This window comes from Rhodococcus sp. IEGM1339 (assembly GCF_050321925.1).
GTDB classification, from domain to species: domain Bacteria; phylum Actinomycetota; class Actinomycetes; order Mycobacteriales; family Mycobacteriaceae; genus Rhodococcus; species Rhodococcus pyridinivorans.
Genome location: NZ_JBNQFT010000016.1, coordinates 24,584 through 49,483, shown reverse-complemented (window position 1 = coordinate 49,483; position 24,900 = coordinate 24,584). Strand labels below are relative to the sequence as shown.

Genomic DNA, 24,900 nt, shown 5'->3' with positions numbered 1-24,900 from the left:
CCTCGTGCGTGCGTGCCGAGACCAGGAAGGCCGGACCCCTGAGCAAGATCACCATCGACCACGAAGACGACGCGAGCGAAACGACCGTCTCCGCACAACTCGACTCCACCCACGTACCCCCCACCTTCGGCGAACTCGGTGTCCGCGACGAGATCGTCCGCGCCCTCGCCGAGGTCGGCATCGAACGCACCTTCGCGATCCAGGAACTCACCCTGCCGCTGGCCCTCGCCGGCGACGACCTCATCGGGCAGGCCCGTACGGGTATGGGCAAGACCTTCGGCTTCGGCGTTCCGCTCCTGCATCGCATCGCCACCGAGGGCTCCGGCACGACCACCCTCGACGGCACTCCCCGTGCACTCGTGATCGTCCCGACCCGCGAGCTGTGCATCCAGGTCACCAACGACCTCGTGAACGCTTCCAAGTACCTGCCCGGCAGCCGCAAGTCGGGCCTCGAGGTCCTGTCGATCTACGGTGGGCGCCCCTACGAGCAGCAGATCGACGAACTGAAGAAGGGTGTCGACGTCGTCGTCGGTACTCCCGGCCGTCTGCTCGATCTCGCCAACCAGGGCCATCTGATCCTGGGCAAGATCGGCGTGCTCGTCATGGACGAAGCCGACGAGATGCTCGACCTCGGCTTCCTGCCCGACATCGAGCGCATCCTCACGATGGTCCCCGACCGTCGTCAGACGATGCTGTTCTCGGCCACCATGCCCGGCCCGATCATCACCCTCGCCCGCACGTTCCTGAACCGCCCGACGCACATCCGGGCCGAGGAGGCCGAATCGTCGGCCGTGCACGAGCGCACCCAGCAGTTCATCTACCGGGCGCATGCACTCGACAAGGCCGAACTCGTCGCCCGCGTACTGCAGGCCGAGGGTCGCGGCGCCACCATGGTCTTCACCCGCACCAAGCGCACGGCGCAGAAGGTGGCCGACGACCTCGTCGAGCGCGGTTTCGCGTGCGGCGCGGTGCACGGCGACCTCGGTCAGATCGCGCGTGAGAAGGCACTCGACAAGTTCCGCAGCGGCAAGATCGACGTGCTCGTCGCCACGGACGTCGCCGCCCGCGGCATCGACATCGACGACGTCACCCACGTCATCAACTATCAGTGCCCCGAGGACGAGAAGACCTACGTCCACCGCATCGGCCGTACCGGTCGCGCCGGACGCACCGGTATCGCGATCACCCTCGTCGACTGGGACGACGTGCCGCGCTGGCAGCTCATCGACAAGGCTCTCGATCTCGGTATCCCGGATCCGATCGAAACCTACTCGAGCTCCCCGCACCTGTTCGAGGAGCTGAACATCCCGTCCGACGCCACCGGACGCGTCCGCAAGGCCGCTCCCGCCGCCTCGGAGAACGGTGAGAAGCGCGAGCGCGTCGAGCGCGAGGGCGGATCCCGCCCGAAGCGCAACCGGGTCCGCCGTCGTACCGTCCGCGGAAAGTCTGCCGACGGCTCCGCAACGGATGTGGCCGCAACCGGTTCGGACGACTCGGTGAAGGCCGAGAACGAGCCTGCCGCAGCGGAGACGGGTGAGGACACCGGGGCGGCCGCTCCGGCACGTCGTCGCCGTCGTCGCCGTCGCACCCGCTCGGGCGAGGGCCCGGCCGGTCGCGCAGAGCAGCAGGACACGTCGAACGTGGAAGCGGTCTCGACGTCGTCTGCCCGATAACCACGTGCTCGCGCCCGAGCGCCGCACCCGCACCGACCTTCTCGTCGCAGCCGCACTCGTCGTCACCGCTCTGGTGGCGGCGAGTGTCGTCTGGCTGAACTCGGATGCGCGGGGCACCACGTCGACCACCTGGGACGGCCCTGTCCCCACTCTCGCTGCCGCGCAATCTCTTCCGCGCACGCTCGCCGAACTGTGGCGTGCTCCGAGTACGGCGACGACCGCACCGGTGGTGTCCGGCGGCACGGTCGCCACGGCAGACGGTGGTGCGGTCGTCGGCCGCGACCCGCAATCCGGCGAGGAACGCTGGCGGTACGACCGCGACCGGGCGTTGTGCGCGGTCACCGAGGCCTGGGGCGACGTGGTCTCGGTCTATCGCGGCCCGCGGGGATGCGGTCAGGTCACCGCGCTCGACTCGGGCAGTGGCTCTCGGGGCGCGCAACGGTCGAGCGACGCCGACGATCCGATCCGGGTCGTCGGCGCCGGTTCGCACCTGATCGCCTTCGGCGAGTCACGTCTCGAGATGTGGCGCTCCGATCTGGTGCGCACGGTCGAGTACGGGCGCGTCGACGCACCGGTGAACCCGAACGCGCAGCCACGATCGGGTTGCGAACTGCGCTCGGCGGATTCGGGTGCCGAAGTGCTGGCCGTGCTCGAGCAGTGCGCGAACGAGCCGACCAATCGGCTCACCCTTCTCGATCCCACCCCCGACGACAGCACCAAGCCCGAGGAGTTCGCGTCGTCGGTGCTGCCGGAAGCGGGCGGGGACTCCCGCATCGTCGCGGTGGTCGGCGACCGCACGGCGGTCTACCTGGCCCCGGACGACAACGACGGGCCGCGCATCGAGGTCTTCGACAGCGAGGGCGTCCTCCTCGACACGCACGCCCTGTCGCGTCCTGCCGGCGAATCGGACGACCCCGCCCTCGAGCGCGGCGGCGTGCTCGTGTGGTGGACGGGCCGCGACACCGTCGCATTGTCCACCACCGATTTCGCCCCGCAGTGGACCGTCGAGGACACTCTCGGCAACGGCGACATCATGGCCGGTTCGCTGCTCCTTCCCGTCGAGGACGCCCTCGTGGGAGTCGACTCACGGACCGGTGAACCCGGCCCGCGCATCGACGTCGAGCGCGGGACGGTCTCCACGGTGAACGTCGCCGTCGCGGGGAATGTCGTGGTCGAGCAACGCGGCGATGAGCTCGTGGCACTGCGCTGATGGCGAGCCGTCCCGGTCGGTGCTGAAAGCGAGCCGTCCCGGTCGGTGCTGACGTCTCAGTCCGCGACGGCGGTCTCGAAAGTCTCGAGTTCCGCCTCCCCCGACCAGTAGCGCAGCAGGTTCTCGGAGAGCGCCCGGTACGCCTCGGCGCCCTTGTTCTTGCGTCCCGCCAGCACCGTCGCGCCCGAGGCGGAAGCCTCCGCGAAGCGGACCGTGCGAGGTACGGGCGGGGCCAGCACCGGCAGGTCGTACCGGTCGGAGACATCGGCGAGCACGTCGCGACTGTGCGTGGTCCGCGAGTCGTACAGGGTCGGCAGCGCGCCGAGCAGCTCGAGATCCGGATTGGTGATCTGTTTCACCTCGTTCACCGTGCGCAGGAGCTGCCCGACTCCCCTGTGCGCGAGCGTCTCGCACTGCAGCGGAACGAGCACGGACCGCGCCGCGGTCAGCCCGTTGAGGGTGAGGACGCCCAGAGAGGGCGGGCAGTCGATGACGACGACGTCGTAGTCGTCCTCCACCGACGCCAGCGCCCGCTTCAGGGTGTATTCACGCCCCGGCTTCATGAGCAGCATCGCCTCCGCACCCGCGAGGTCGATGGTCGCCGGCAGCAGCGACATCCCCTCCGCTGTCCCGAGCAGAACGTCCTTCGTCTCGACACCGCCCACGAGCACCTCGTGCACGGATTGTTCGAGCTTGTCGGGGTTGTGCCCGAGAGAGAAGGTCAGGCACCCCTGGGGATCGAGATCGACGACGAGCACCCGCCGGCCCAGCGCCGACAGCGCGGCCCCCAACGACGCGACGGTGGTCGTCTTGGCGACGCCACCCTTCTGATTTGCCACTGCAAGTACCGTTGCCACGACCCCGATCCTCGCGCACTCGGCGGCGCAGCGCGAGGTGAATCCGCCCACGAGACCGCAGGAGGCAGCCCGCCGTGATCCGCAGAGCCACACCCGAGGACGTCCCCACGATCACCGGGCTGATCTACGACCTCGCCGAATACGAGAAGGCCCGGCACGAGTGCACCGTGGTGCCCGAGCAGATCCACGAGGCTCTTTTCGGGCCGCAGCCCTCGGTGTACGCGCACGTCGCAGAGGAATCCGGAGAGGACGGCACCGAAGGCCGGGTCGTCGGGGTGGCGTTGTGGTTCCGGAACTTCTCCACGTGGGACGGCGTGCACGGGATCTACCTCGAAGATCTGTTCGTCCGTCCCGAACACCGCGGCAAGGGACACGGACGGGCACTGCTCGCGGCGCTCGCCCACGAATGCGTGGAGCGCGGTTACACCCGCCTGAGTTGGTCGGTGCTGGACTGGAACGAGCCGTCCATCGGTTTCTACCGATCCCTCGGTGCCGTCGCGCAGGACGAGTGGACGACCTTCAGGCTCAGCGGCCCCGCCCTGCAAGCGCTCGGCAGCTGAGCCGGATCACTCGTCGACGTCGGGCGCGTACTCGTGCGCGAGCCACCGCGACGTGGGCGGGCTGAACAGCAGCACGAGCGTGGGGACCACGACGAGCGCCAGCACAGTGCCGATGACCGGCTGGTGGGAGTCCGTCAGCAGCGACCACACCACGGGCAGCAACAACAGCTGCGCGAGTATCGCCACGGCACGTCCCCAGCGCACACCGCGCACGAGCGCAATCCCGCCGGCCAGGACCCCGCCGAACAGGATGAACAGCCACAGCGCGAAGCCGTAGCCATTGGTGACCGACTGATCGTGTTCGCCCGAGGCGGCGCGGATGATCGAGTACACCGCGAATCCCATCGCGACGACGCCCTCGAGGACGACGAGCCAACCGGCGGCACGCACGGTCGACGGAACGCTGCTGCGAGGTGTTTCGAGAGGCACCCGTCCAGCGTAGTGGACCCGCCGGGCACCACTTAGGCTGATGTTCCGTGCGCGCCCTGCTGATCGTGAACCCGAATGCGACGACGACCACCCCGGCCGGTCGCGACCGCCTCGCTCACGCCCTGAGAGGCCGGCTCGCGCTGACCGTCGCGCACACGACCCACCGCGGGCACGCCGCAGAACTGGCGCGTTCGGCGCACGCCGACGGGATGGACGTCGTCGTCGCGCACGGTGGCGACGGCACCGTCAACGAGATCGTCAACGGCCTCCTCGGCCCCTCCCCCGACCGAGGCGCCGATCCGACGCTGCCGCGACTCGCGGTGGTGCCCGGCGGCTCGGCGAACGTGTTCGCGCGATCCCTGGGACTGTCCGCCGATCCACTCGAGGCCACCGAGCAGGTACTCGAGTCGTTGCAGGAGGGCAGGACCAGCCGGATCGGCCTCGGCCACTGCGACGGGCGGTGGTTCACCTTCAACGCGGGCCTCGGTCTCGACGCCCAGGTGTGCGAGGCCATAGACCTGAGCCGCGCCGAGGGCAAGAAGGTGACGACGGCGCGCTACGTGCGGCACGCGGTGGCCCGGTTCTTCGCGTCGAAGCGGGCCGAACCGGCGCTCACGCTCGAGATGCCCGGATCCGAACCTGTTTCGGGGGTGCACTATGCGTTCGTGTCGAACTCGAGTCCGTGGACCTATCTCGAGTCCCGGCCGGTGCACACGAATCCCGGCACCTCGTTCGACACCGGTTTGGGTGTGTTTGCTATGACGACGACCCGGGTACTTCCGAGCCTGCGGGTGGTGAGACAACTTCTGGCCGCCCGCGGCGAGCCGGCGTCGCCGCATCTGGTGCGTGCGGACGATGTCGCGCGCGTGCGCGCCCGGGCCTCGCGCCCGATCGGACTTCAGGTCGACGGCGACTATCTCGGACTCCGGACCGAGGTCGAGTTCGTGTCCGTGGCGTCGATCCTCGATGTCGTCGCGCCCCGCTGACGATCCCCCAGCGGGACAGCGACAGAAAGAGAAGCACGAATTCTGTGATTGCCACTACCTTCTCGGCTCGAGGGGAGTAGAAAGAGGGATTGGCGAACTCGTAGCCCACACCAGCGTGAGCTTCCCCACGATCGTGGTCGATTCTATTGACTCCACGCTCGTTCGTGAAAGCATTCACAAGTAACCGCGCGGAAACACTCCGTGCCACAGGCGTGAACACGCATTGACCAATCAGCCGGTGCACACGCACCATCGAAGGAGAGTAGAAGCATGGACTGGCGCCACAAGGCCATCTGCCGCGACGAGGATCCGGAACTGTTCTTCCCCGTGGGAAACAGCGGCCCGGCTCTCGCGCAGATCGCGGATGCCAAGCTCGTGTGCAACCGTTGCCCCGTCACCGCCGAATGCCTCTCCTGGGCGCTCGAATCCGGCCAGGATGCCGGCGTCTGGGGCGGTATGAGCGAGGACGAGCGCCGCGCCCTCAAGCGTCGCAACGCCCGCACCCGCGCTCGTACGGCGGTCTGAGCAACTCCGATAGACGTTCGAAGGCCCGGCTCCCCTATGGGGGAGGCCGGGCCTTCTTACGTGCACGGTCGTAAGGACGATCAGGCGACCGGCACCTTGCCCAGCGGTAGTTGCAGGCGTGCATCGGTCCCGCCGACCTCGTTGGACGTCAACTCCAACGATCCGCCGAGCTCGGCAGCCACGAGGGTCCGGACGATCTGCAGACCGAGCCGGTTCGACGCCTCGAGGCTGAACCCCTCGGGAAGACCCTTCCCCTCGTCGCGGACCACGACGTCGAGCATGCGGGCCGAACGCTGGGCATTGACGGTGACCGTGCCGTTCACGCCCGGATCGAAGGCGTGCTCGACGGCGTTCTGGACGAGTTCGGTCAGCACCATGACCAGAGGCGTGGCGCGATCCGCGGGGAACACGCCGAGATTCCCCTCCCGCACCACCCGGATCTGGCTGCCGACCGTCGACACGTCGACGACGATGGGGATCAACTGGTCGAACACACCGTCGAGATCGACCTCCTCGTCCACTGACATCGACAGCGCCTCATGGACCAGGGCGATGGATGTCACGCGACGGACCGCCTCCCCCAGGGCCTGCTGGGCTTCCGCGTTCCCGGTTCGGCGCGCCTGCAGTCGCAGCAGCGCGGCGACCGTCTGCAGGTTGTTCTTGACACGGTGGTGGATCTCGCGGATGGTCGCGTCCTTGCTCAGCAGTGCCCGGTCGCGTCGCTTGACCTCGGTGACGTCGCGGACGATCACCGCGGCGCCCCGGATCTTCCCTCCCGGGTTCAGGACCAACGCACGGATCAGAACGGTGGCCCCGAGTGCCTCGATCTCCATGCGCTGCCCCAGACGGCCCTCCACGGCCCCGCGGAGGTAGTCGGTGACGTCGCGACTCTCGAAGGGGTCGGTGACCAGTGCGCGGGTCGTCTCGACGAGATCCTGACCGATCAGGTCGGAGTTCAGACCCATCCGGTGATAGGCCGACAGCGCGTTGGGGCTCGCGTAGACGACCTTGCCCTTCCGGTCGAGCCGGATGAATCCGTCGCCCGCACGCGGACTCGACTTGGTGTCCGAGCGCGCCTCGGGCGTCGGGAAAGTGCCCTCGCTGATCATCCGGTAGAGGTCGTCGGCGCATTCGAGATAGGCCGTCTCGAGCGCGCTGGCCGACCGCCGCGACACGCGGGCGGCGTCGCGGCTGAGCACCGCGACGACCCGACCGTCCCAGCGCACCGGCACGGCCTGACGGATGTTGATCCCGGCGCCCGGGGACGACTTGACGTCGACGATCTCTCCAGTTTCGAAAGCCTTACGGACGTAAGGATGTTCGTTGTCGGAGACGAGCGTGCCGACGGCGTCCTCGGGGATCACCGTCGAGGCGGTGGTGGGTCGGCACTGTGCGACGCACACGATTCCGGACGGCGCCGCGTCGACCCACAGGAGGACGTCGGCGAACGACAGGTCGGCGAGCAACTGCCACTCGCCCACGACACGTTGGAGGTGATCGACGGCCGCGCCCGGAAGATCCGTGTACCTCGCGAGCAACGAACTGAGTGTGGACACGGGAACCGCTTTCGTACTCAGGAGATACCCGCCGTCAGGAGATCACGGCGATGAGGTCGCCCTGCTGGATGACATCCCCGACCGAGACTCCGACGGAGGTCACGGTGCCCGCCGACTCGGCGAGCACGGGAATCTCCATCTTCATCGACTCGAGGATCACCAGCGTGTCGCCCTCGGCCACCACGTCACCCTCTCGCACGACGACCTCGAACACGGTCGATACCATCTCCGCGCGTACGTCTTCCGCCATCGAACACCTCGTTTCACGCTCCGGCGGCGGACCTGCCGACAGGACCACTCGACCGCACGTGAAACACTGTAATGAACGAGAAAGGAGATCCCACCATGGGTAAGCGAGGTCGCAAGAAGCGCAGCCGCAAGGGTAACGCCGCCAACCACGGCAAGCGTCCCAACGCCTGAGACGCGGACAGGGGCCGGAAAGCAGCAGCTTTCCGGCCCCTGTCACGTTCGGGGGTCTCACCCAGGACTCGGTACGAGTGAACTCGCCTACGACTCGGTACGAGTGAACCCGCCTACGACTCGGCGCTGTCCGTCTCGGTGATCACCACGGTGCGGCGGATCTGCAGCATGAGCCGCTCCCGCAGGCCCTCGGGTGCGTGTTCCCCGCCGCACTTGCGGCTGAGCAGCGATTTGATCTTCTCCTCGATCCCGTAGGCCTCGAGGCAGGTGCCGCACTCGTCGAGGTGCCGCTGCAGCTTCTCGCGGGAACCGGCGTCGCATTCGGAGTCGAGAAGCAGGTAGACGTCCGCGATGACCGCCGAGCAGTCGAGTCGATCGAAGTCGGGTTCGCTCACTGCGGTGCTCCCTTTCCGCTCTCGGGCTGATCCGATGTTCCGGTTGTGGCGTCCACGGCCTTCTCCCGCATGAAACCGCGATCGCGCGCCACGTCGGCCAACAGGCCCCGCAGCTGCTTGCGACCCCGGTGCAGTCTCGACATCACGGTGCCGATCGGCGTCCCCATGATCTCGGCGATCTCCTTGTAGGGGAACCCTTCGACGTCGGCGTAGTAGACGGCCATGCGGAACTCCTCGGGAAGCTCCTGCAACGCCGCCTTGATGTCGTCGTCGGGAAGCGCGTCGAGTGCCTCGACTTCCGCGGACCGCAGACCGGTCGACGAATGCTCGGCCGTGGCGGCGAGCTGCCAGTCGGTGATCTCGTCGGTCGGGTACTGCGCGGGTTGCCGCTGACGCTTCCGGTACGAGTTGATGTAGGTGTTGGTGAGGATCCGGTACAGCCAGGCCTTGAGGTTGGTGCCCTCGCGGAACGACCGGAAGGCGGAGAACGCCTTGATGTAGGTCTCCTGTACGAGGTCCTCGGCGTCGGAGGGATTGCGGGTCATCCGCAGCGCAGCGCCGTAGAGCTGATCGAGCAGGGGAAGCGCGTCCCGCTCGAACCGCTCGGTCAGTTCTTCCACAGACTCCTCGATCACACCGATCCCTTCATCGACGCCTGTCGAGAAGGCTACCGGTCCGACGGCGTCCGGATCGGGGGGACGTCCGATGGCGTCCGGTCGAGGCGGGCACAGCACTGCCACGAATTCTCCGATCGTCGGGTCTCGGGTGGCCGGTGGATCCACCCGTCGGTGTGCAACGCCGTGCCCACCGCGCTTGTTCCCCACCTCCGGTTCTCTAGAGTGATCGGATGGCCTCGACATCCACTCCCGCGACGGTGTTGTTGAAGCGCGAGAAGGTCGCGCACCGGGTCCACGAATACGCACATGACCCGAGGTCGTCGTCCTTCGGCGCCGAAGCCGTCGAGGAACTCGGCACACACCTCGGGGTTTCCGCCGAACAGATCTTCAAGACGCTGGTGGTGTCGCTGTCCGACGGCAAGCTCGCCGTCGCGGTGATCCCGGTCCCGGCGACGCTGTCGCTCAAGGCCGCAGCCGGGGCGCTGGGCGGCGGCAAGGCCGTGATGGCCGATCACACCGCCGCCGAACGCGCGACCGGGTACGTCGTCGGCGGCATCTCCCCGCTCGGGCAGCGCAAGCGTCTGCGCACCGTGATCGACGTCTCCGCCGAGCAGTGGGACCGGGTGCTGTGCAGCGCGGGTCGGCGAGGGCTCGAGATCGAACTGGATCCGCACGATCTGATCCGGCTGACCGGCGCCGTCGTGGCACCGATCACGGCCGGTCCGTAGGGCCCGTCCGCTCCGGCAGCGCCTACAACAGCACCATCTGATCGCCGGCGCCGTCGTCGGGTTGCAGCAGTTCGGGGCCGTTGTTGCGGATGCTGTTGACCGTCGCGGACACGCGGCGGATCTCGATCGCCGAGATCGCCTCGACGCTCGGCACGATCAGATCCGGATGGCCGAGACTGTCGGGGTCGAGCCACGCATCCCACCGCTCCGGCGGGAGGATCAGCGGCATCCGTTCGTGCACGTTGCCGAGTTGCTCGACCGACTGAGCGGTGAGGATCGCCGTGCTCGACAGCGGCGGTGCCTTCGGGTTCCGCGGGTCGCGCCACTCCGCCCACACCCCGGCCATGCAGATCCGCGAGCCGTCGGCCGGCGCCATGAAGTACGGCACCTTGCGAGGCTTGCCGTCCGGCGCGGGTTCGACCTGCCATTCGTACCAGCCGTCCATCGGGACGAGGCACCGCTTGTAGCGCAGCGACCGCGCGAAGCTCGGCTTGGTGGCGACCGATTCGGATCTCGCGTTGATCAGTGGTGCGCTTCCACCCACCTCTTCGGCGAAGTGCGGCACGAGTCCCCATCGCATGCGGCGGATACGGCGGCGGACGGGGCCGTCGGGATCTTCCCCGTCGTGCCGGGCGACAACGGTGAGCACCTCGGTCGTCGGCGCGACGTTGTAGTCGGGCCCCCGCCCGTCCCGGCTGCTGTCGTCGCCGGTCTCGTCGAGTGCGTCGAGTTCGACGGCGAGCGTCGCCGGGTCGGCGGTGGAGACATACCTTCCGCACATGCCGTCGAGTGTGGCATCGCCGGGTGACGGAACCGACACCGGCGCGCACCGGGTGGGCGAGGGTGCCCGCACCGGTCCGGATGGGCGAAGATGGTCGGGTGAGTCTGTGGAGAGCACCCCGCGCCGTGTCCCCGGTTCGAGCGTCGGTGACGCTGCCGGGATCGAAGTCGATCACCAACCGTGCCCTGATCCTGGCCGCACTCGCCGACGGGCCGTCCACCCTGACCGGCGCGCTGCGCAGCCGCGACACCGACCTGATGATCGGGGCCCTGCGCACGCTCGGCACGACCGTCACCGAGCGCGACGGCGGCACCACCCTCGACGTGACCCCCGGCCCCCTGCGCGGAGGCGAGGTCGCCTGCGGACTGGCCGGCACCGTCATGCGGTTCGTACCGCCGCTGGCCGCACTGGCCGACGGCGACGTGCGGTTCGACGGCGACGAACAGGCCCGCGTCCGCCCGATGAGCACCGTGCTCGACGCCCTGCGCGCCCTCGGCGCCGACATCGACGGCGACCGGCTGCCCTTCACCGTGCACGGCCGCGGTGCGGTGCGCGGCGGTTCCGTGACCATCGACGCTTCCGCGTCCTCGCAGTTCGTCTCGGGTCTGCTGCTGTCCGGGGCCGCCTTCGACGAGGGCGTGGTGGTCCGCCACGCCGGTGAACCGGTGCCGTCGATGCCGCACATCGAGATGACGGTCGAGATGCTCCGAACGGCCGGGGTCCCCGTCGACACCTCCGAGACCGACACCTGGCGGGTGCCCCCGACGACGATCAAGGCCGTCGACGTCACCGTCGAGCCCGACCTGTCGAACGCCACGCCCTTCCTCGCGGCCGCGGCGGTCACCGGTGGTGTCGTCTCGGTGCCCCTGTGGCCCGAGTCGACCACCCAGGCCGGCGACGCGATCCGCGGCATCCTCGAGCAGATGGGCGCCGAGGTGACGTGGGCCGACGGGACGCTGACCGTGCGCGGCCCGGGCGAATTGCGAGGCATCGACGTGGACCTGCACGACGTCGGCGAGCTGGCGCCGACCGTCGCGGCCCTCGCCGCGGTCGCCGCCTCGCCCTCCGACCTGCGCGGTATCGCGCACCTGCGCGGTCACGAGACCGACCGGCTGGCGGCGCTCGCCACCGAGATCGGTCGTCTCGGGGGTTCGATCACCGAGACCGAGGACGGCCTGCACATCGAGCCGACGCCGCTGCACGGTGGTATCTGGCACTCCTACGCCGACCACCGGATGGCCACGGCCGGTGCGATCCTCGGGCTCGTCGTCGACGGGATCGAGGTCGAGGACATCGGCACCACTGCCAAGACGCTCCCCGATTTCGAAGGCCTGTGGGAGTCGCTGCTGACGGGGAGCGACTCCTGAGGCGGCGGGAGTACGACGAGTCCGACGTCCGGGTCCGCCCCGGGCGCGGCTCGCGGCCGCGCACGAAGGACCGCCCGGCCCACCGCAATGCCGAGGAGGGCATGGTCGTCTCCGTCGACCGCGGGCGGTGGGGTGTCGCGCTCGGCGGTGATCCCGACCGGATCGTGACGACGATGCGGGCACGCGAGCTCGGCCGGACCCCGATCGTGGTGGGCGATCAGGTGGGTGTCGTCGGCGATCTCTCCGGTCGCCCCGACACGCTCGCGCGCATCGTGCGGGTCGAGGACCGCAGCACCGTCCTGCGGCGCACGGCCGACGACACCGATCCGTTCGAGCGCATCGTCGTCGCCAATGCCGAACAGCTGCTCATCGTGGTCGCGCTCGCCGATCCCCCACCACGGACCGGACTCGTCGAACGCGCACTCGTCGCGGCCTATGCCGGCGGTCTCGCTCCCCTGCTGGGACTGACCAAGAGCGACCTCGCCGATCCCGACGAGTTCGCCGCGCACTTCGCGGATCTCGACATCCCGGTGCTGCTCGTCGGACGGGACGACGATCTCACCGCCCTGCACGAGCGGATCGACGGTCGCGTGACCGCCCTGATCGGGCACTCGGGGGTCGGCAAGTCGACACTGGTGAACAGGCTCGTCCCCGACGCCGACCGCGCCACCGGCGAGGTCTCCGGGGTGGGCAAGGGACGCCACACCTCCACCCAGTCGGTGGCCCTGCATCTGCCCGAGGGCGGGTGGGTGGTCGACACCCCGGGCATCCGGTCGTTCGGGCTCGCGCACATCGGGCCCGACGACGTCGTCGCGGCGTTCGGGGACCTGGCCGAAGCGGTCGAGGACTGCCCGCGCGGGTGCACGCATCTCGGCCCGCCCGCCGATCCCGAATGTGCCTTCGACTCGTTGGAGGGCAAGTCGCACAACCGGGCGATGGCCGTGCGCGAACTGCTCACGGCGCTCGCGTCCAACGACCCCTGGTGAACCGACGAACCCCGGCCGAACGCACGAACCCCGGCACCTGTAGGTGCCGGGGTTCGTGCTCGTTCTCGTGACCGTCAGCGCATGCCGAGCGCGCGGCGGACGAATCCGCGCTTGCGTGTCTTCTCGATGGTGGTGGCCAGACCCACGCGGCGGCCGGTGGCCGGATCGATCTCCGGCGCTCCGCCGAAGCCCCGCTCGGAAGCGGTCTCCGGGGCGGCGTCGCGGTCGTCCTTGAGGTACTTGTCGGGCAGCGACAGCTTGGCGATGGTGCGCCAGGACTTCCAGTACTGCACCGCGAGCGGGCCGGTGGTGTACGGCAGGTCGTACTTCTCGCACAGCTCACGCACGCGCACCGCGATCTCCGCGTACCGGTTGGACGGCAGGTCGGGGTAGATGTGGTGCTCGATCTGGTAGCTCAGGTTGCCGGTCATGAAGTCCATGACCTTACCGCCGGAGATGTTCGCGGAGCCGAGCATCTGACGCAGGTACCACTCGGCACGCGTCTCGGTCTCGATGTCCTGCTTCGTGAACTTCTCCGCACCGTCCGGGAAGTGACCGCAGAAGATCACCGCGTTGGTCCAGATGTTGCGCACGAAGTTGGCCGTGGCGTTGGCCCTCATCGTGGACTTCCAGGACTTGCCGGTGAGCGCCGGATAGATCACGTAGTCCTTGAGGTGCTGTTTGCCGAGCTTGGCGAGCACCTCCTTGCCGCGTGCCTTGGTGAGCTCGCGGTCGTCGCGCCCCTGGACGACCTTGCCGAGCTCGAGCAGCTGGATGGCGATGCCGTACTGGAACAGCGCTGCGAGGATGGCGTTGTACGCGACGTTGCCGAGGTAGAACGGCTTCCATCGCTGGTCGCGGGTGACGCGCAGCAGGCCGTATCCCACATCGTCGTCCATGCCGAGGATGTTGGTGTACTTGTGATGCAGGTAGTTGTGGGTGATCTTCCAGTGCGCCGACGGGTCGACGTTGTCCCACTCCCAGTTGGCCGAGTGCACCTCGGGGTCGTTCATCCAGTCCCACTGCCCGTGCATCACATTGTGCCCGAGTTCCATGTTCTCGATGATCTTCGACAGGGAGAGCATGCCCGTGCCCAGCAGCCACAGCGGACGCTTGTTCGAGCCGAGCAGCACGATGCGCCCGCCGATCTCGAGGCCGCGCTGCAGCCGGATCGTGTTGCGGACGTACCGAGCGTCGCGCTCACCGCGGGACTCCTCGATATCGTGCCGGATGGCGTCGAGTTCGCGGCCGATGGCCTCGACGTCCGCCTCCGTCAGGTGCGCGTACTCCTTGACATCCGATATCGCCATGCGGGCTACCCTACCGTAGGTTACGGTCCCGTAGGTTAGCCGGATTCGGAGCTGTGGCGCGAATCACAGAGTGACGGAAGGTCGCCGGTGACCCGATTCACCAGGCGACGACGACGTTCTGCTACCGCATGCTCGGCATGGACCCGCAGCGCCGTGAGCAGACCCCGGCGACGTCCGGTGGACGCCTCGGTGACCACCGCGGGCGCCTCCGGGCGCCACCTGTCGAACTTGCGCTCGGAGGAGGTCTCGGGGGCGTCGTCGGCCGTCGCCTTGAGGAATCGGTCGGGCAACGCGAGCTTGTGGATCGTGCGCAGGGCGAGCCAGTACTGCCGGGCGAGCGAACCGGTCGTGTACGGCAGGTCGTACTTGCCGCACAGCGCCCGTACACGGGCGGCGATCTCCGGGTAGCGGTTGCTCGGCAAGTCCGGGAACAGGTGATGCTCGATCTGATAACTGAGATTCCCGGTGAGGAAATCCATCGCACGCCCACCGGAAATGTTTGCGCTACCGAGCAACTGGCGCAGATACCACTCTCCGCGCGTCTCGTTCTCGTAGTGCTCGGTCGTGAACTTCTCTGCGCCGTCGGGGAAGTGGCCGCAGAAGATCACGAGATACGCCCAGATGTTGCGGATCACGTTCGCGGTGAGGTTCGCCGACAACGTGCTGCGCCAGGCCGGCCCGGTGAGCGCCGGGAAGAACACCAGGTCCTTGACGACCTGCCGGCCGGCCTTCGCTGCGAATTCCTTGTTGGGCCCCGAATTCCACTGCACGGGCGGGACGCCCTCGAGTTCCTTCTTCGCCGAGAGGTCGTGCAGCGCGATCCCCCACTCGAAGGTCAGCGCGAGGACGATGTTCGCGATCGGCTGCGCGAGATTGCGCGGACGCCACTTCTCGTCGCGCGTCATCCGCAGGATGCCGAATCCCACGTCCTCGTCCATGCCCACGATGTTCGTGTAGGTGTGGTGCGCGTAGTTGTGGGCGCGCTTCCAGTGCTCGGACGGACCGGTCTGATCCCATTCCCACGATGTCGAGTGGATCTCGGGGTCGTTCATCCAGTCCCACTGCCCGTGCATCACGTTGTGCCCGAGTTCCATGTTCTCGATGATCTTCGCGAGCGACAGCGCAGCGGTACCGACGATCCAGCGCGACCGTCGACGCGAACCGAACAGCGCGCAGCGTCCGACCACCTCCAGCACACGCTGCGCACGGATGACGGAATGGATGTAGCGGGCGTCCCGCGGGCCGCGCGAATTCTCCACATCCCGTCGAATCGCGTCGAATTCGTTTGCAAGAGCAACGATGTCGTCTTCGGTCAGATGAGAGAACGCGCGGATGTCGGTGATGGCCAAGCGGGATCCTTCGGAGGTTTGCTGTCGGTGTCTACACGTCCAGTGTGCAGTCGCCGGCAGCGGCGGAGATGCAGGTCTGGACGCGTTCGCCTTCTGCGTGCTCCTTGCCGGATCGCAGATCGACGACGTGCCCCTTCTCGAGCGGCACGACACAAGTCTGACAGATTCCCATGCGGCAACCGAAAGGCATCAGCGCACCGACGCTCTCACCGGCCTCGAGAATCGTCGTGGCGCCGTCCACAGTGACGGTCTTGCCGGACTTCGCGAACGTGATCGTTCCGCCCGAGCCAGAGGTGTCGGCGCGGCTGACGGCGAAGCGCTCGAGGTGGACCTGATCCTCGATGCCCTCCGCGGCCCAGTGCGCGGTGATGTCGTCGAGCATCTGCTGGGGACCGCACGCCCAGGTCTGACGCTCGCGCCAGTCGGGGCACACCTCGTCGAGCTCCGAGAGCGCGAACTTGCCCTTCTCACGGGTGTGACGCACGTGCACGCGGAAGCGATCGTGGGTGGCGTCGAAACGCTCGAGTTCGGACCGGAACATCACGTTCTCGGCCGTCGGCGCGGAGTGGAGGTGCACAACGTCGGGCAGGTCGAGTTCGCGCTCGACCGCACGCCGGTCGAGCGTCCGCAGCATCGACATGATCGGCGTGATGCCACTGCCGGCCGTGAGGAAGAGGATCTTCGCCGGCGGCGGGTCGGGCAGGACGAAATCGCCCTTCGGGGCGGCGAGGCGCACGACGGTGCCCTCGGGAACCCCACCGACGAGGTGGCTGGACAGAAAACCCTCGGGCATCGCCTTCACGGCGATGGAGATGACCTTGTCGTCCCAGGTGGGCGAGGAGGTCAGCGAGTAGGAGCGCCAGTGCCAGCGACCGTCGACATGCAGACCGATGCCGATGTACTGGCCGGGCGCGTATCCGAAGTCGAAGCCCCAGCCGGGACGGATGACGATCGTCGCGGAATCGGGGGTCTCCTGGCGCACCGAGACGATGCGCCCGCGCAGTTCACGGGCGGACCACAGCGGGTTGACCAGATGCAGGTAGTCGTCGGGGAGCAGAGGGGTGGTCAGCCGGGCCACCGCGCCACGCAGGACGTTGGAGAGCGACTTCTCCCCTGGCGCGACGTGTGCCGCAGGCTTCTCGATCCATTCCTTCAGGCCCATCCGACCGTTTCTCCTCACTCCGGTTACGGCTCCGTAGGTTATCAGAGGTTACGGAAGCGTAGGTTGAGCAAGAGACGGTCGTCACACCTATGACGTGGCGATATGCGAGGTCAGAGCAGTTCGAGGAGGAAGGGCAGTTCCTGGGCCGCGTACCACGCCAGTTCGTGGTCCTCCGCGTCGCCGAGGACGAACTCGGCCTCCTCGTCGCCCAGTTCGGCGGCATCGACGATCTCGCGTGCCCGCGCGACGTCGGCCTCCGCCTCCTGCAGGTCGATGTGCACCGACGCAACCGCACGCATCGTGATCGGCCCGGCGAGCTTGACGACCGCATCGTCGAGATCCGGTCGCGGCTTCACCTCGTCGACGTCGGCCGCGATCACCACCCGACGCGACGCGAAGGACGGACGATCGTTCGGCTCCTCCGACCCGAGCAACCGCAGCGACGCGCGTGCCGCCTCGGCCATAGCGACCTCGGCGAGCTCCTCGTCGTCGCCCGCCGTGTAGGCCTCGCGCAGAGCGGGGGTCACCGCGAAGGCCGTCCGGCCCACCGCGTCGACCTCACCGTCGGCGACGAGGCCCTGCAACATCGCGAGCGTTGCCGGTACATAGACACGCGTCACTTCTCACCTGCCGGCATCCGTCAACTCCTCGAGAGATTCCTGGATCAGCGTCGCTGCCACGTCCACATCGGGCATCGCATCACGATCCGCATTCAAACCGTAGTAGATCTTGCCGTCGTAGGACGTCAACGCGATGCTCAGGGCCTGATTCTTCAGCAGCGGCGAGACCGGGAAGATCTCGAGCAGCCGGGCTCCGGTGAGGTAGAGCGGGTGCTGCGGACCGGGCGCATTGGTGATCATGAGGTTGAACATTCGCTGCGAGAAACCCATCGCGACCCGGGCTCCCACCGCGTGCATCGTCGCCGGGGCGAAGCCCGACAAGCGGACCATCGTCTGCGCCGCCACCCGCCGCCGCTGCCGCGAGTAGGCCTCGCCCGCATGCGCGATGTGCGACAACCGGACCACCGCGTTCGGCTCCCCCACCGGCAGATCCAGCAGGAAGGACGACACCTCGCCCTGCGGGTGCACCTGGATCGTGTCGTTGTCGCCGCAGTCGTCCGGATCCTGGGTGTACACCGACATCGGGACCATCGCCCGCACCACCGTCGCCTCGGTGACCGGCTCCCCGCGGGAGAGCAGCCAGTACCGCAACGCGCCGGCGAGGACCGCGAGCACCACGTCGTTGATCGTGCAGCCGTAGCGGGAGTGGATCTTGCGGTAGGGCTCCAGATCGGAGCGCACCACGGAGAACCGACGGCTCCTCGAGATCTGCGTGTTCAGCGGAGTCTCGGGCGCCGACTGCGCTGCCGTGCGGGCGATCCGGCCGACGGCGTCGACGGTCTCGGTGAGGGTCGCCGTGAGATCGCCCACGGCCGATCGCACGGCGGCGATCCCCTCCCCCGGGCGCGCGACGAGTTCGGCGAGCGCTCCGACGAGCAGAGCGGACTCCGACGGTTCGCGTTCGGGCATCCACAATTCCTCGGGGACCTCACGCGGCACCGGCTCCTTGTCGAAGAGCACCTGGACGATGTCGAGGGCCTCCTCGCCGTCGACGAGCGCCGAATGCGACTTCGTGAACAGCGCCACCCGATCGTTCGCGAGCCCCTCGACGAGATACATCTCCCAGAGCGGTCGCGTGCGGTCGAGCGGTCGCGAGACCAGACGCGCGACGAGGTCGTGCAGCTGTTCGTCGGAGCCGGGTTTCGGCAGCGCGGAGCGCCGCACGTGGTAGGTGATGTCGAAATCGCGGTCGTCGACCCACACGGGTCGCGAGAGCCCGAATGCGACCTCCCGCACCTTCTTCCGGTAACGGGGCACCTCGGGCAGTCGCTGCTCGACCAACCGCAGCACGCTCTCGTAGTCGAGACCGCCCTCGGGGGGTTCGAGGATCGCGAGCGACCCGACGTGCATCGGCGTGTTGCTCGTCTCCAGGTAGTAGTACGACGCGTCCTGCGCCGTCATCCGGCTCGTCATCGACCCCGTTCCCCCTCCTGACCCGAACCTCCCGAACATCGCCACCACGACTCGGCGCCGTCCGTGGCTCCGCTCCCGATCTCCTCGGGATCGAGATCGAAGAGTACGGCCAGTTCGCCCGGCGCGTCGTGTGAACCATCATGGTGTACGCCGACCATCCCCGCAGCGGCGGCGCCTCGCACATTGCCGACCGAATCGTCGACGAAGACGCACTCGCCGGGTTCGAGGTCCAGCAGCCGGGCGACCAGCAGGTAGCTCTCGGGGTCGGGTTTGGCGACACGTGCGTCACCCGAGAGCACCACGCGGTCGACGAACGGACCCTCGAGATCGCGCAGCCACTGCGCTCCGGGCCCACCGGGATCGTTGCTCAGCAGGGCGGTCCGCACCCCACGCGCGCGCAGGACCGTCACGGCCGCGCCGAAGGTGTCGGGGTCGCTTCCCGGCCCGACCAGGACGCCACCGACGTCGAGTACGAGTCCTCGCATCACGACACCACCGTAGGTCCTGGATATCCTGCTCGCGCAGCGCATCCCGCGCGCGTCGAACCGGGACCGTCGCCCGGAGATGTGGCATCATGTGCGCGGTTCGTCCTCTCCCGAACCGATCCGCCGTCACGGTGTCACCGTGACGATCCGTTCTCATGCCCTTCGGGAGAGCCCATGTCGCATCACACCGGGCGCTACGTGCGCCGCCTCACCCGCCTCGAACCTCCGGTCGAGGAGAGCTGCCACCGTCCCCGCAGCCACGTCGCCCGTCGGCCCACGCCGCACGACGGACGCTCGGGACGCGCCACGCTCCGCCGCGACGGAACCGGACGTCCGGCCGAGGGCCCGAGCATCGAAGGCCCGGCCACAGGGCCGAGCGACCGACCCGCGATCGTGCTCGATCCGGGTGTCGTGCGGGCCGCGGAGACGGCGGTGCGCCTGGTCCTCGAGGTCGTCGACGGCCGCCGTCCCGCGGTGCAGTCCACCACGGTCCTCGATCCGCGTCTCGTCGCGACGATCACCGCGGGCCGGCCTCCGCGTGCCGGACGCAGCACCGCGATACTGCTGCGGACGCGGGTGCGTCCCGTCGACGCCGACACCGTGGAACTGTTCGGCAGCTACGGTCGCGGGGACCGGGTGTTCGCCTTCGCCGGCCGGATGGTGCGCAAGCGTCCCCGTCCTCGTGCTCCGCACCGCTGGACGATCACGACCCTGTGGCTCGGGTGAGCCACAGGGTCGTGGGGTGATCGTGAGTCCTCGACTCAGCGCCTACGTGAGCCTTCGACTCAGCGCCTACGTGAGTCTTCGACTCAGCGCCTACGTGAGTCTTCGACTCAGCGCCTACGTGAGTCTTCGACTCAGCGCCTACGTGAGTCTTCGACTCAGCGCGTTCAGCGTCGCCGGTTGGTCTTCGCATCGCGCCGGGCCGCGGCACGACGCTCCTTGCGGGTGCCCGCCTGCCTGGGCGCGGAGCGCGCGTCGGAACCGGCGGTCGTACGCGCGACGTGGGCGCGGCCGTCCTCGTCGGGACCGGTGTAGGTCAGACGCCGCTCGGTCTCGTCGAGACCCTTGGCCCGCAGCGCGGCCGGTGCGGGCTCCGCCTGCGCCGCCGGAGCCGGCTGTGCCTGTTGTGCCGCCGGGGCCGGCTGTGCCTGTTGTGCCGTCGGGGCCGGCTGTGCGGGTCGCGCGGGAGCAGCCTTGGCGAGGCTCGGGGACGCCTGCGCGGCGGCCGCCGCAGAGGCCGGCGTGACCGCCACACCCGCGGCCTGCTGCTGTTGCGCGGCCTCGACCTGGAGGTTGAACAGGAATCCGACCGATTCCTCCTTCAGACCCTCGAGCATCGCGGTGAACATGTCGAAGCCCTCGCGCTGGTACTCGACGAGCGGATCACGCTGCGCCATCGCGCGCAGGCCGATGCCCTCCTTGAGGTAGTCCATCTCGTAGAGGTGCTCGCGCCACTTGCGGTCGAGAACCGACAACAGCACGCGACGCTCGAGTTCGCGCATCGCGTTCTCACCGGCAATGGCCTCGAGTTCGGCCTCGCGACGTGCGTAGGCGGCGCGGGCGTCCTCGAGAAGGACCTCGAGCAGACCGTTGCGGTCGAGGTCCTCGTTCTCGGCGACGAGCGTCTTGTGGTCGACACCCACCGGGTAGAGGGTCTTGAGCGCCGTCCACAGCTGCTCGAGATCCCAGTCCTCGACGTAGCCCTCGGCGGTCGCACCGTCGACGTAGGCGGTGATCACGTCGGTGAGCATGTGCTGCACCTGACCCTCGAGGTCCTCGCCGCGCAGGATCCGGCGACGCTCCTCGTAGATGACGGTGCGCTGCTGGTTCATCACCTCGTCGTACTTGAGGACATTCTTGCGGATCTCGAAGTTCTGCTGCTCGACCTGCGTCTGCGCGCTCTTGATGGCCTTGGAGACCATCTTCGCCTCGATCGGCACGTCGTCGGGCAGGTTCAGTCGCGTCATGATCGACTCGAGCGCGGCGCCGTTGAAGCGTCGCATCAACTCGTCGCCGAGCGAGAGGTAGAACCGCGACTCGCCCGGATCGCCCTGACGACCGGAACGGCCACGGAGCTGGTTGTCGATACGACGCGACTCGTGCCGTTCGGTGCCGAGCACATACAGGCCACCGGCCGCTCGCACCTTCTCGGCGTCGGCCTTCGACTCGGCCTTGATCCGCTCGAGGGTCTCGTCCCAAGCCGCCTCGTACTCGTCCGGCGTGTTGACCGGGTCGAGGCCGCGCTTGCGCAGCTCGATGTCGGCGAGGATATCGGGGTTGCCGCCGAGCACGACGTCGGTACCGCGACCGGCCATGTTCGTCGCGACCGTCACCGCGCCGGACCGGCCGGCCTGCGCGATGATCTGCGCTTCCTGCTCGTGGAACTTCGCGTTGAGCACGCTGTGCGGCACACCGCGCTTGGTGAACTGTCGCGACAGGTATTCCGACCGCTCGACGCTCGTCGTACCGATGAGGACCGGCTGGCCCTTCTCGTGACGCTCGACGACGTCGTCGACGACGGCCGCGAACTTCGCTTCCTCGGTCTTGTAGATCAGATCGCCCTGGTCGACGCGCACCATCGGGCGGTTGGTCGGGATCGGGATGACACCCAGGCTGTAGATCTGGTGGAGCTCGGCGGCCTCGGTCTCGGCCGTACCGGTCATGCCCGACAGCTTGTCGTACAGGCGGAAGTAGTTCTGCAGCGTGATCGTGGCGAGCGTCTGGTTCTCGGCCTTGATCTCGACGCCTTCCTTTGCCTCGATCGCCTGGTGCATGCCCTCGTTGTAGCGGCGGCCCGACAGGACGCGGCCGGTGAACTCGTCGACGATGACGACCTCGCCGTTGCGGACGATGTAGTCCTTGTCCTTGGCGTAGAGCTCCTTGGCCTTGATGGCGTTGTTGAGGTAGCTCACCAGCGGCGAGTTGGCCGCCTCGTACAGGTTGTCGATGCCGAGCTGGTCCTCGACGAACTCGACGCCGGCCTCGTGCACACCGACGGTCCGCTTGCGGATGTCGATCTCGTAGTGCACCTCGGGCTTGAGCAGCTTGGCGATGCGCGCGAACTCGGAGTACCACTTGCTCGACGCGTCGGCGGGACCCGAGATGATCAGCGGGGTCCGGGCCTCGTCGATGAGGATCGAATCGACCTCGTCGACGATCGCGAAGTTGTGGCCACGCTGGACGAGATCGTCGAGCGAGTGCGTCATGTTGTCGCGCAGGTAGTCGAAACCGAACTCGTTGTTGGTGCCGTAGGTGATGTCCGCGGAGTAGGCCGCGCGGCGCTGGGCCGGGGTCATGCCGGACAGGATCACGTCGGTCTCGAGTCCGAGGGAACGGTGCACGCGGCCCATCCACTCGGCGTCGCGCTTGGCGAGGTAGTCGTTCACGGTGACGACGTGGACGCCGTCGCCGGAGATCGCGTTGAGGTAGGCCGGCAGCACGCAGGTGAGGGTCTTGCCCTCACCGGTCTTCATCTCGGAGATGTTGCCGAAGTGCAGCGCCGCGCCACCCATGATCTGGACGAGATAGTGCTTCTGGCCGAGCACACGGAAGGACGCCTCCCGGGCGGTCGCGAAGGCTTCCGGAAGCAGATCGTCGAGCGTCTCGCCGTCCTGGTAGCGGCTCCGGAACTCGTCCGTCTTGGCCCGGAGCTCGGCGTCGGTCAGGGCCTCGAAGTCCGGGGAGAGGGAATCGACATGCTCGGCGATGTGCTTGAGCCGCTTGACCATGCGACCTTCACCGATCCGGAGCAGCTTCGTCAGCGACAGCACTGGTGTGTTCGTCCTCAATCTCGGGTACCTGCACGGACAAGAAATCCGGCCGAGGCCTTGTCGGACCCCGGCCGGATTCCATGGTAGGCGCTGCGCGGGAGTGACCGCGATGGCGAGGTGCCTTCGGTCACTCCCTGCAGTGTCACACGAGCCTGATCAGACCGTAGTCGAAGGCGTGTCGCCGGTAGACCACGGACGGCTTGTCCGTCTCCTTGTCGTGGAACAGGTAGAAGTCGTGACCGACGAGTTCCATCTCGTAGAGGGCGTCGTCGACGGTCATCGGCGCAGCGTTGTGTTCCTTCGTCCGGACGATGCGACCGGGACCGTCCTGAGGCTCCTTCTCGCTGTCGCCGAGCGACAGGTCGGGCGAGATCGCGAGCTCGTCATCCTGGGCGAGGGCCGCGGTGGCTTCCGCCACGGACACGGGCGTCTTCTCACCGTAGGAGACCTTGCGGCGCTCCTTCGTCCGTCGCAGGCGCGATTCGAGCCTGCTGATCACAGACTCGAAGGCAGCGTAGAAGCTGTCTGCACTGGCCTCGGCGCGTACGACAGGTCCCTTTCCGCGGGCAGTGATCTCGACCCGCTGACAACTCTTCCTCTGACGCCTGTTGCGTTCGTGTTGCAACTCGACGTCGAAGATGAAGATCGTCGGATCGAAACGTTCGAGCCGAGCGAGTTTCTCGGAGACGTAGATCCGGAAGTGATCGGGGACCTCGACGTTGCGTCCTTTCACGACAACGTCGGCACGTGGGCCTTCCGTGGCTGCATCGGCCTCTGCAACGGAACCTCTGGACTTCGAAGGGGTCGTCACGCGTACCTCCCGAGTTACGGCCGGCGCAGCCCGCGCGCCGGCATGATGTATGAGCGCGAGAGCGCGCTCACCCGGAATCGGAAGAACAGGCGTTTCCACCCGTCTACCTTGTTGTTTCCGGGTCTGATGGCGACGGTAGTACGTAACGCGGAGGTGTGCCACCGTTCCCGCGCGATTTCCCATCGCGTCGCCTTCCGGTCACTCGGTGAGGTACTTTCCGGGCCCGTCCGCGGGCTCACGCGTGCGCGATCACGAGCACTCCGAGAGGGTCGAATCCGGCGCGTCGGAGTGCCCGCACCGACTCGCGCGCGGTGGTTCCGGTGGTGAGCACGTCGTCGACGACGAGGACCGGGATCGTGCGCGGCAGACCGTCGGCGCGCACCCCGACACGGCCGGCGAGGTTGCGCTGCCTGTCGGCTGCCGAGAGCCCCACCGAATCACGCACCCCGGCCGCCACACTCAGGATCGGATGCACGTGGAGGCGACGGTCGTGGGTCGCGGCGGCCCGGGCGGCACGCGTGACGGGATCGCCTCCGCGTGCCCGCGCCGCACGCGTCCGGGTGGGGGCGGGCGTCACGATCAAGGGACCCTCGGGCAGCTCGCTCCATCGGCGCAGCCGCGCGATCGCGACGGCCCACGCGAGCCCGAGCGGCTCGGCGAGATCCCGGCGGGCACGCTCCTTCGCGACGATCACCGCGCGGCGCCTGGGGCCGGTGTACGGGCCCAGGCTCCACACCGGGGTCCCAGGGTCGACGCGCGGCGCGACGGCCACGGGGTGATCGGAGAGCTCGCGTGCGCACGCCCGGCACCAGCTCGCTCCGGGAACGGCGCACCCACCGCACCGGGCGGGCAGGACGAGATCGAGAAAGGCGGTGAGCACACCGGGA

At 68.1% G+C, this 24,900-nt stretch carries 26 protein-coding genes; 10 read left to right on the top strand and 16 right to left on the bottom strand.

Annotated elements, in window-relative coordinates; genetic code table 11:
• Positions 1-8: 8 nt before the first annotated feature.
• Together ACQR3U_RS15350 and ACQR3U_RS15345 are read left to right on the top strand one after the other, a co-directional pair.
• The gene (locus ACQR3U_RS15350) at positions 9-1,673 is read left to right on the top strand and encodes a DEAD/DEAH box helicase (protein WP_019288483.1); all 1,665 of its coding nucleotides are present in this window, start codon (positions 9-11) and stop codon (positions 1,671-1,673) included.
• Between the two features lie 4 nt (positions 1,674-1,677).
• A complete protein-coding gene (locus tag ACQR3U_RS15345; RefSeq protein WP_006550241.1) occupies positions 1,678-2,883 on the top strand; it encodes an Rv3212 family protein in 1,206 nt (401 codons plus the stop codon).
• Between the two features lie 56 nt (positions 2,884-2,939).
• Here ACQR3U_RS15345 and ACQR3U_RS15340 read toward each other — a convergent pair whose 3' ends face one another.
• Entirely contained in the window at positions 2,940-3,740 is an 801-nt protein-coding gene (locus tag ACQR3U_RS15340; protein ID WP_024101487.1) for a ParA family protein, read from the bottom strand.
• A gap of 74 nt (positions 3,741-3,814) precedes the next feature.
• Between ACQR3U_RS15340 and ACQR3U_RS15335 the strand changes: the two genes are divergently transcribed.
• Complete coding sequence (locus ACQR3U_RS15335; protein ID WP_019288485.1) at positions 3,815-4,300, top strand: GNAT family N-acetyltransferase; 486 nt, start codon at positions 3,815-3,817, stop codon at positions 4,298-4,300.
• A 6-nt stretch (positions 4,301-4,306) separates the two neighbouring features.
• Here the strand turns inward: ACQR3U_RS15335 and ACQR3U_RS15330 are convergent, their stop codons facing one another.
• A complete protein-coding gene (locus ACQR3U_RS15330; RefSeq protein WP_024101488.1) occupies positions 4,307-4,729 on the bottom strand; it encodes a hypothetical protein in 423 nt (140 codons plus the stop codon).
• Positions 4,730-4,776: 47 nt separating this feature from the next.
• On the opposite strand from ACQR3U_RS15330, the gene ACQR3U_RS15325 reads away from it, so the two are divergent.
• Together ACQR3U_RS15325 and ACQR3U_RS15320 are read left to right on the top strand one after the other, a co-directional pair.
• Positions 4,777-5,715: a diacylglycerol/lipid kinase family protein gene (locus ACQR3U_RS15325; RefSeq protein WP_006550237.1), complete on the top strand. Its 939-nt coding sequence runs from the start codon at positions 4,777-4,779 to the stop codon at positions 5,713-5,715.
• A gap of 270 nt (positions 5,716-5,985) precedes the next feature.
• Positions 5,986-6,240: a WhiB family transcriptional regulator gene (locus tag ACQR3U_RS15320; RefSeq protein ID WP_006550236.1), complete on the top strand. Its 255-nt coding sequence runs from the start codon at positions 5,986-5,988 to the stop codon at positions 6,238-6,240.
• Between the two features lie 80 nt (positions 6,241-6,320).
• Here the strand turns inward: ACQR3U_RS15320 and ACQR3U_RS15315 are convergent, their stop codons facing one another.
• Complete coding sequence (locus ACQR3U_RS15315; RefSeq protein WP_006550235.1) at positions 6,321-7,796, bottom strand: sensor histidine kinase; 1,476 nt, start codon at positions 7,794-7,796, stop codon at positions 6,321-6,323.
• A gap of 34 nt (positions 7,797-7,830) precedes the next feature.
• Positions 7,831-8,046: a biotin/lipoyl-binding carrier protein gene (locus ACQR3U_RS15310; RefSeq protein WP_006550234.1), complete on the bottom strand. Its 216-nt coding sequence runs from the start codon at positions 8,044-8,046 to the stop codon at positions 7,831-7,833.
• 95 nt (positions 8,047-8,141) lie between these two features.
• On the opposite strand from ACQR3U_RS15310, the gene ACQR3U_RS15305 reads away from it, so the two are divergent.
• Positions 8,142-8,216 (top strand): 50S ribosomal protein bL37, encoded by a 75-nt coding sequence (locus tag ACQR3U_RS15305; protein ID WP_022597109.1) that lies wholly within the window; start codon positions 8,142-8,144, stop codon positions 8,214-8,216.
• Between the two features lie 113 nt (positions 8,217-8,329).
• On the opposite strand, the gene rsrA is transcribed toward ACQR3U_RS15305, so the two are convergent.
• Positions 8,330-8,611 (bottom strand): mycothiol system anti-sigma-R factor, encoded by a 282-nt coding sequence (gene rsrA, locus ACQR3U_RS15300; protein ID WP_006550233.1) that lies wholly within the window; start codon positions 8,609-8,611, stop codon positions 8,330-8,332.
• Positions 8,608-9,252 (bottom strand): sigma-70 family RNA polymerase sigma factor, encoded by a 645-nt coding sequence (locus tag ACQR3U_RS15295; protein ID WP_371683125.1) that lies wholly within the window; start codon positions 9,250-9,252, stop codon positions 8,608-8,610. The genes rsrA and ACQR3U_RS15295 overlap by 4 nt, the downstream gene beginning before the upstream one ends.
• Before the next feature lie 206 nt (positions 9,253-9,458).
• Here ACQR3U_RS15295 and ybaK point away from each other — a divergent pair, with 206 nt between their 5' ends.
• Positions 9,459-9,956 carry a Cys-tRNA(Pro) deacylase gene (gene ybaK, locus ACQR3U_RS15290; protein ID WP_019288488.1) on the top strand — a complete coding sequence of 166 codons (498 nt, stop codon included), beginning with the start codon at positions 9,459-9,461 and terminating at the stop codon, positions 9,954-9,956.
• A 22-nt stretch (positions 9,957-9,978) separates the two neighbouring features.
• Here ybaK and ACQR3U_RS15285 read toward each other — a convergent pair whose 3' ends face one another.
• Positions 9,979-10,737: an SOS response-associated peptidase gene (locus ACQR3U_RS15285; protein ID WP_230810819.1), complete on the bottom strand. Its 759-nt coding sequence runs from the start codon at positions 10,735-10,737 to the stop codon at positions 9,979-9,981.
• 80 nt (positions 10,738-10,817) lie between these two features.
• Between ACQR3U_RS15285 and aroA the strand changes: the two genes are divergently transcribed.
• Positions 10,818-12,104: a 3-phosphoshikimate 1-carboxyvinyltransferase gene (gene aroA, locus ACQR3U_RS15280; RefSeq protein ID WP_033097204.1), complete on the top strand. Its 1,287-nt coding sequence runs from the start codon at positions 10,818-10,820 to the stop codon at positions 12,102-12,104.
• Positions 12,071-13,090, top strand: coding sequence for a ribosome small subunit-dependent GTPase A (gene rsgA, locus ACQR3U_RS15275; protein ID WP_219129282.1), 1,020 nt, complete (start codon positions 12,071-12,073; stop codon positions 13,088-13,090). The genes aroA and rsgA overlap by 34 nt, the downstream gene beginning before the upstream one ends.
• Positions 13,091-13,164: 74 nt before the next feature.
• Here the strand turns inward: rsgA and ACQR3U_RS15270 are convergent, their stop codons facing one another.
• The 6 genes from ACQR3U_RS15270 to ACQR3U_RS15245 all read right to left on the bottom strand — a co-directional run bounded on the left by ACQR3U_RS15270 (position 13,165) and on the right by ACQR3U_RS15245 (position 19,429).
• Entirely contained in the window at positions 13,165-14,400 is a 1,236-nt protein-coding gene (locus ACQR3U_RS15270) for a fatty acid desaturase family protein (RefSeq protein WP_230810820.1), read from the bottom strand.
• Positions 14,401-14,435: 35 nt separating this feature from the next.
• On the bottom strand, positions 14,436-15,749 hold the full coding sequence (locus tag ACQR3U_RS15265) for a fatty acid desaturase family protein (RefSeq protein ID WP_230810821.1): 1,314 nt from the start codon (positions 15,747-15,749) through the stop codon (positions 14,436-14,438).
• Between the two features lie 31 nt (positions 15,750-15,780).
• The gene (locus tag ACQR3U_RS15260; RefSeq protein WP_019288492.1) at positions 15,781-16,911 is read right to left on the bottom strand and encodes a ferredoxin reductase; all 1,131 of its coding nucleotides are present in this window, start codon (positions 16,909-16,911) and stop codon (positions 15,781-15,783) included.
• Between the two features lie 110 nt (positions 16,912-17,021).
• A complete protein-coding gene (locus tag ACQR3U_RS15255) occupies positions 17,022-17,531 on the bottom strand; it encodes a DUF6912 family protein (RefSeq protein WP_230810822.1) in 510 nt (169 codons plus the stop codon).
• Positions 17,532-17,534: 3 nt separating this feature from the next.
• Positions 17,535-18,944 carry a WS/DGAT/MGAT family O-acyltransferase gene (locus ACQR3U_RS15250; RefSeq protein ID WP_026061398.1) on the bottom strand — a complete coding sequence of 470 codons (1,410 nt, stop codon included), beginning with the start codon at positions 18,942-18,944 and terminating at the stop codon, positions 17,535-17,537.
• Complete coding sequence (locus ACQR3U_RS15245; protein WP_024101497.1) at positions 18,941-19,429, bottom strand: HAD-IA family hydrolase; 489 nt, start codon at positions 19,427-19,429, stop codon at positions 18,941-18,943. Before ACQR3U_RS15245 ends, ACQR3U_RS15250 begins: the two co-directional genes overlap by 4 nt.
• 174 nt (positions 19,430-19,603) lie before the next feature.
• Here ACQR3U_RS15245 and ACQR3U_RS15240 point away from each other — a divergent pair, with 174 nt between their 5' ends.
• Positions 19,604-20,155 carry an Rv3235 family protein gene (locus ACQR3U_RS15240; RefSeq protein WP_230810823.1) on the top strand — a complete coding sequence of 184 codons (552 nt, stop codon included), beginning with the start codon at positions 19,604-19,606 and terminating at the stop codon, positions 20,153-20,155.
• 164 nt (positions 20,156-20,319) lie between these two features.
• On the opposite strand, the gene secA is transcribed toward ACQR3U_RS15240, so the two are convergent.
• The 3 genes from secA to ACQR3U_RS15225 form a co-directional block, all read right to left on the bottom strand.
• Complete coding sequence (gene secA / locus ACQR3U_RS15235; protein ID WP_230810836.1) at positions 20,320-23,160, bottom strand: preprotein translocase subunit SecA; 2,841 nt, start codon at positions 23,158-23,160, stop codon at positions 20,320-20,322.
• 184 nt (positions 23,161-23,344) lie between these two features.
• Positions 23,345-24,013 (bottom strand): ribosome hibernation-promoting factor, HPF/YfiA family, encoded by a 669-nt coding sequence (gene hpf / locus ACQR3U_RS15230; protein ID WP_230810824.1) that lies wholly within the window; start codon positions 24,011-24,013, stop codon positions 23,345-23,347.
• 235 nt (positions 24,014-24,248) lie between these two features.
• Entirely contained in the window at positions 24,249-24,893 is a 645-nt protein-coding gene (locus ACQR3U_RS15225; protein WP_230810825.1) for a ComF family protein, read from the bottom strand.
• Between the last annotated feature and the right edge of the window lie 7 nt (positions 24,894-24,900).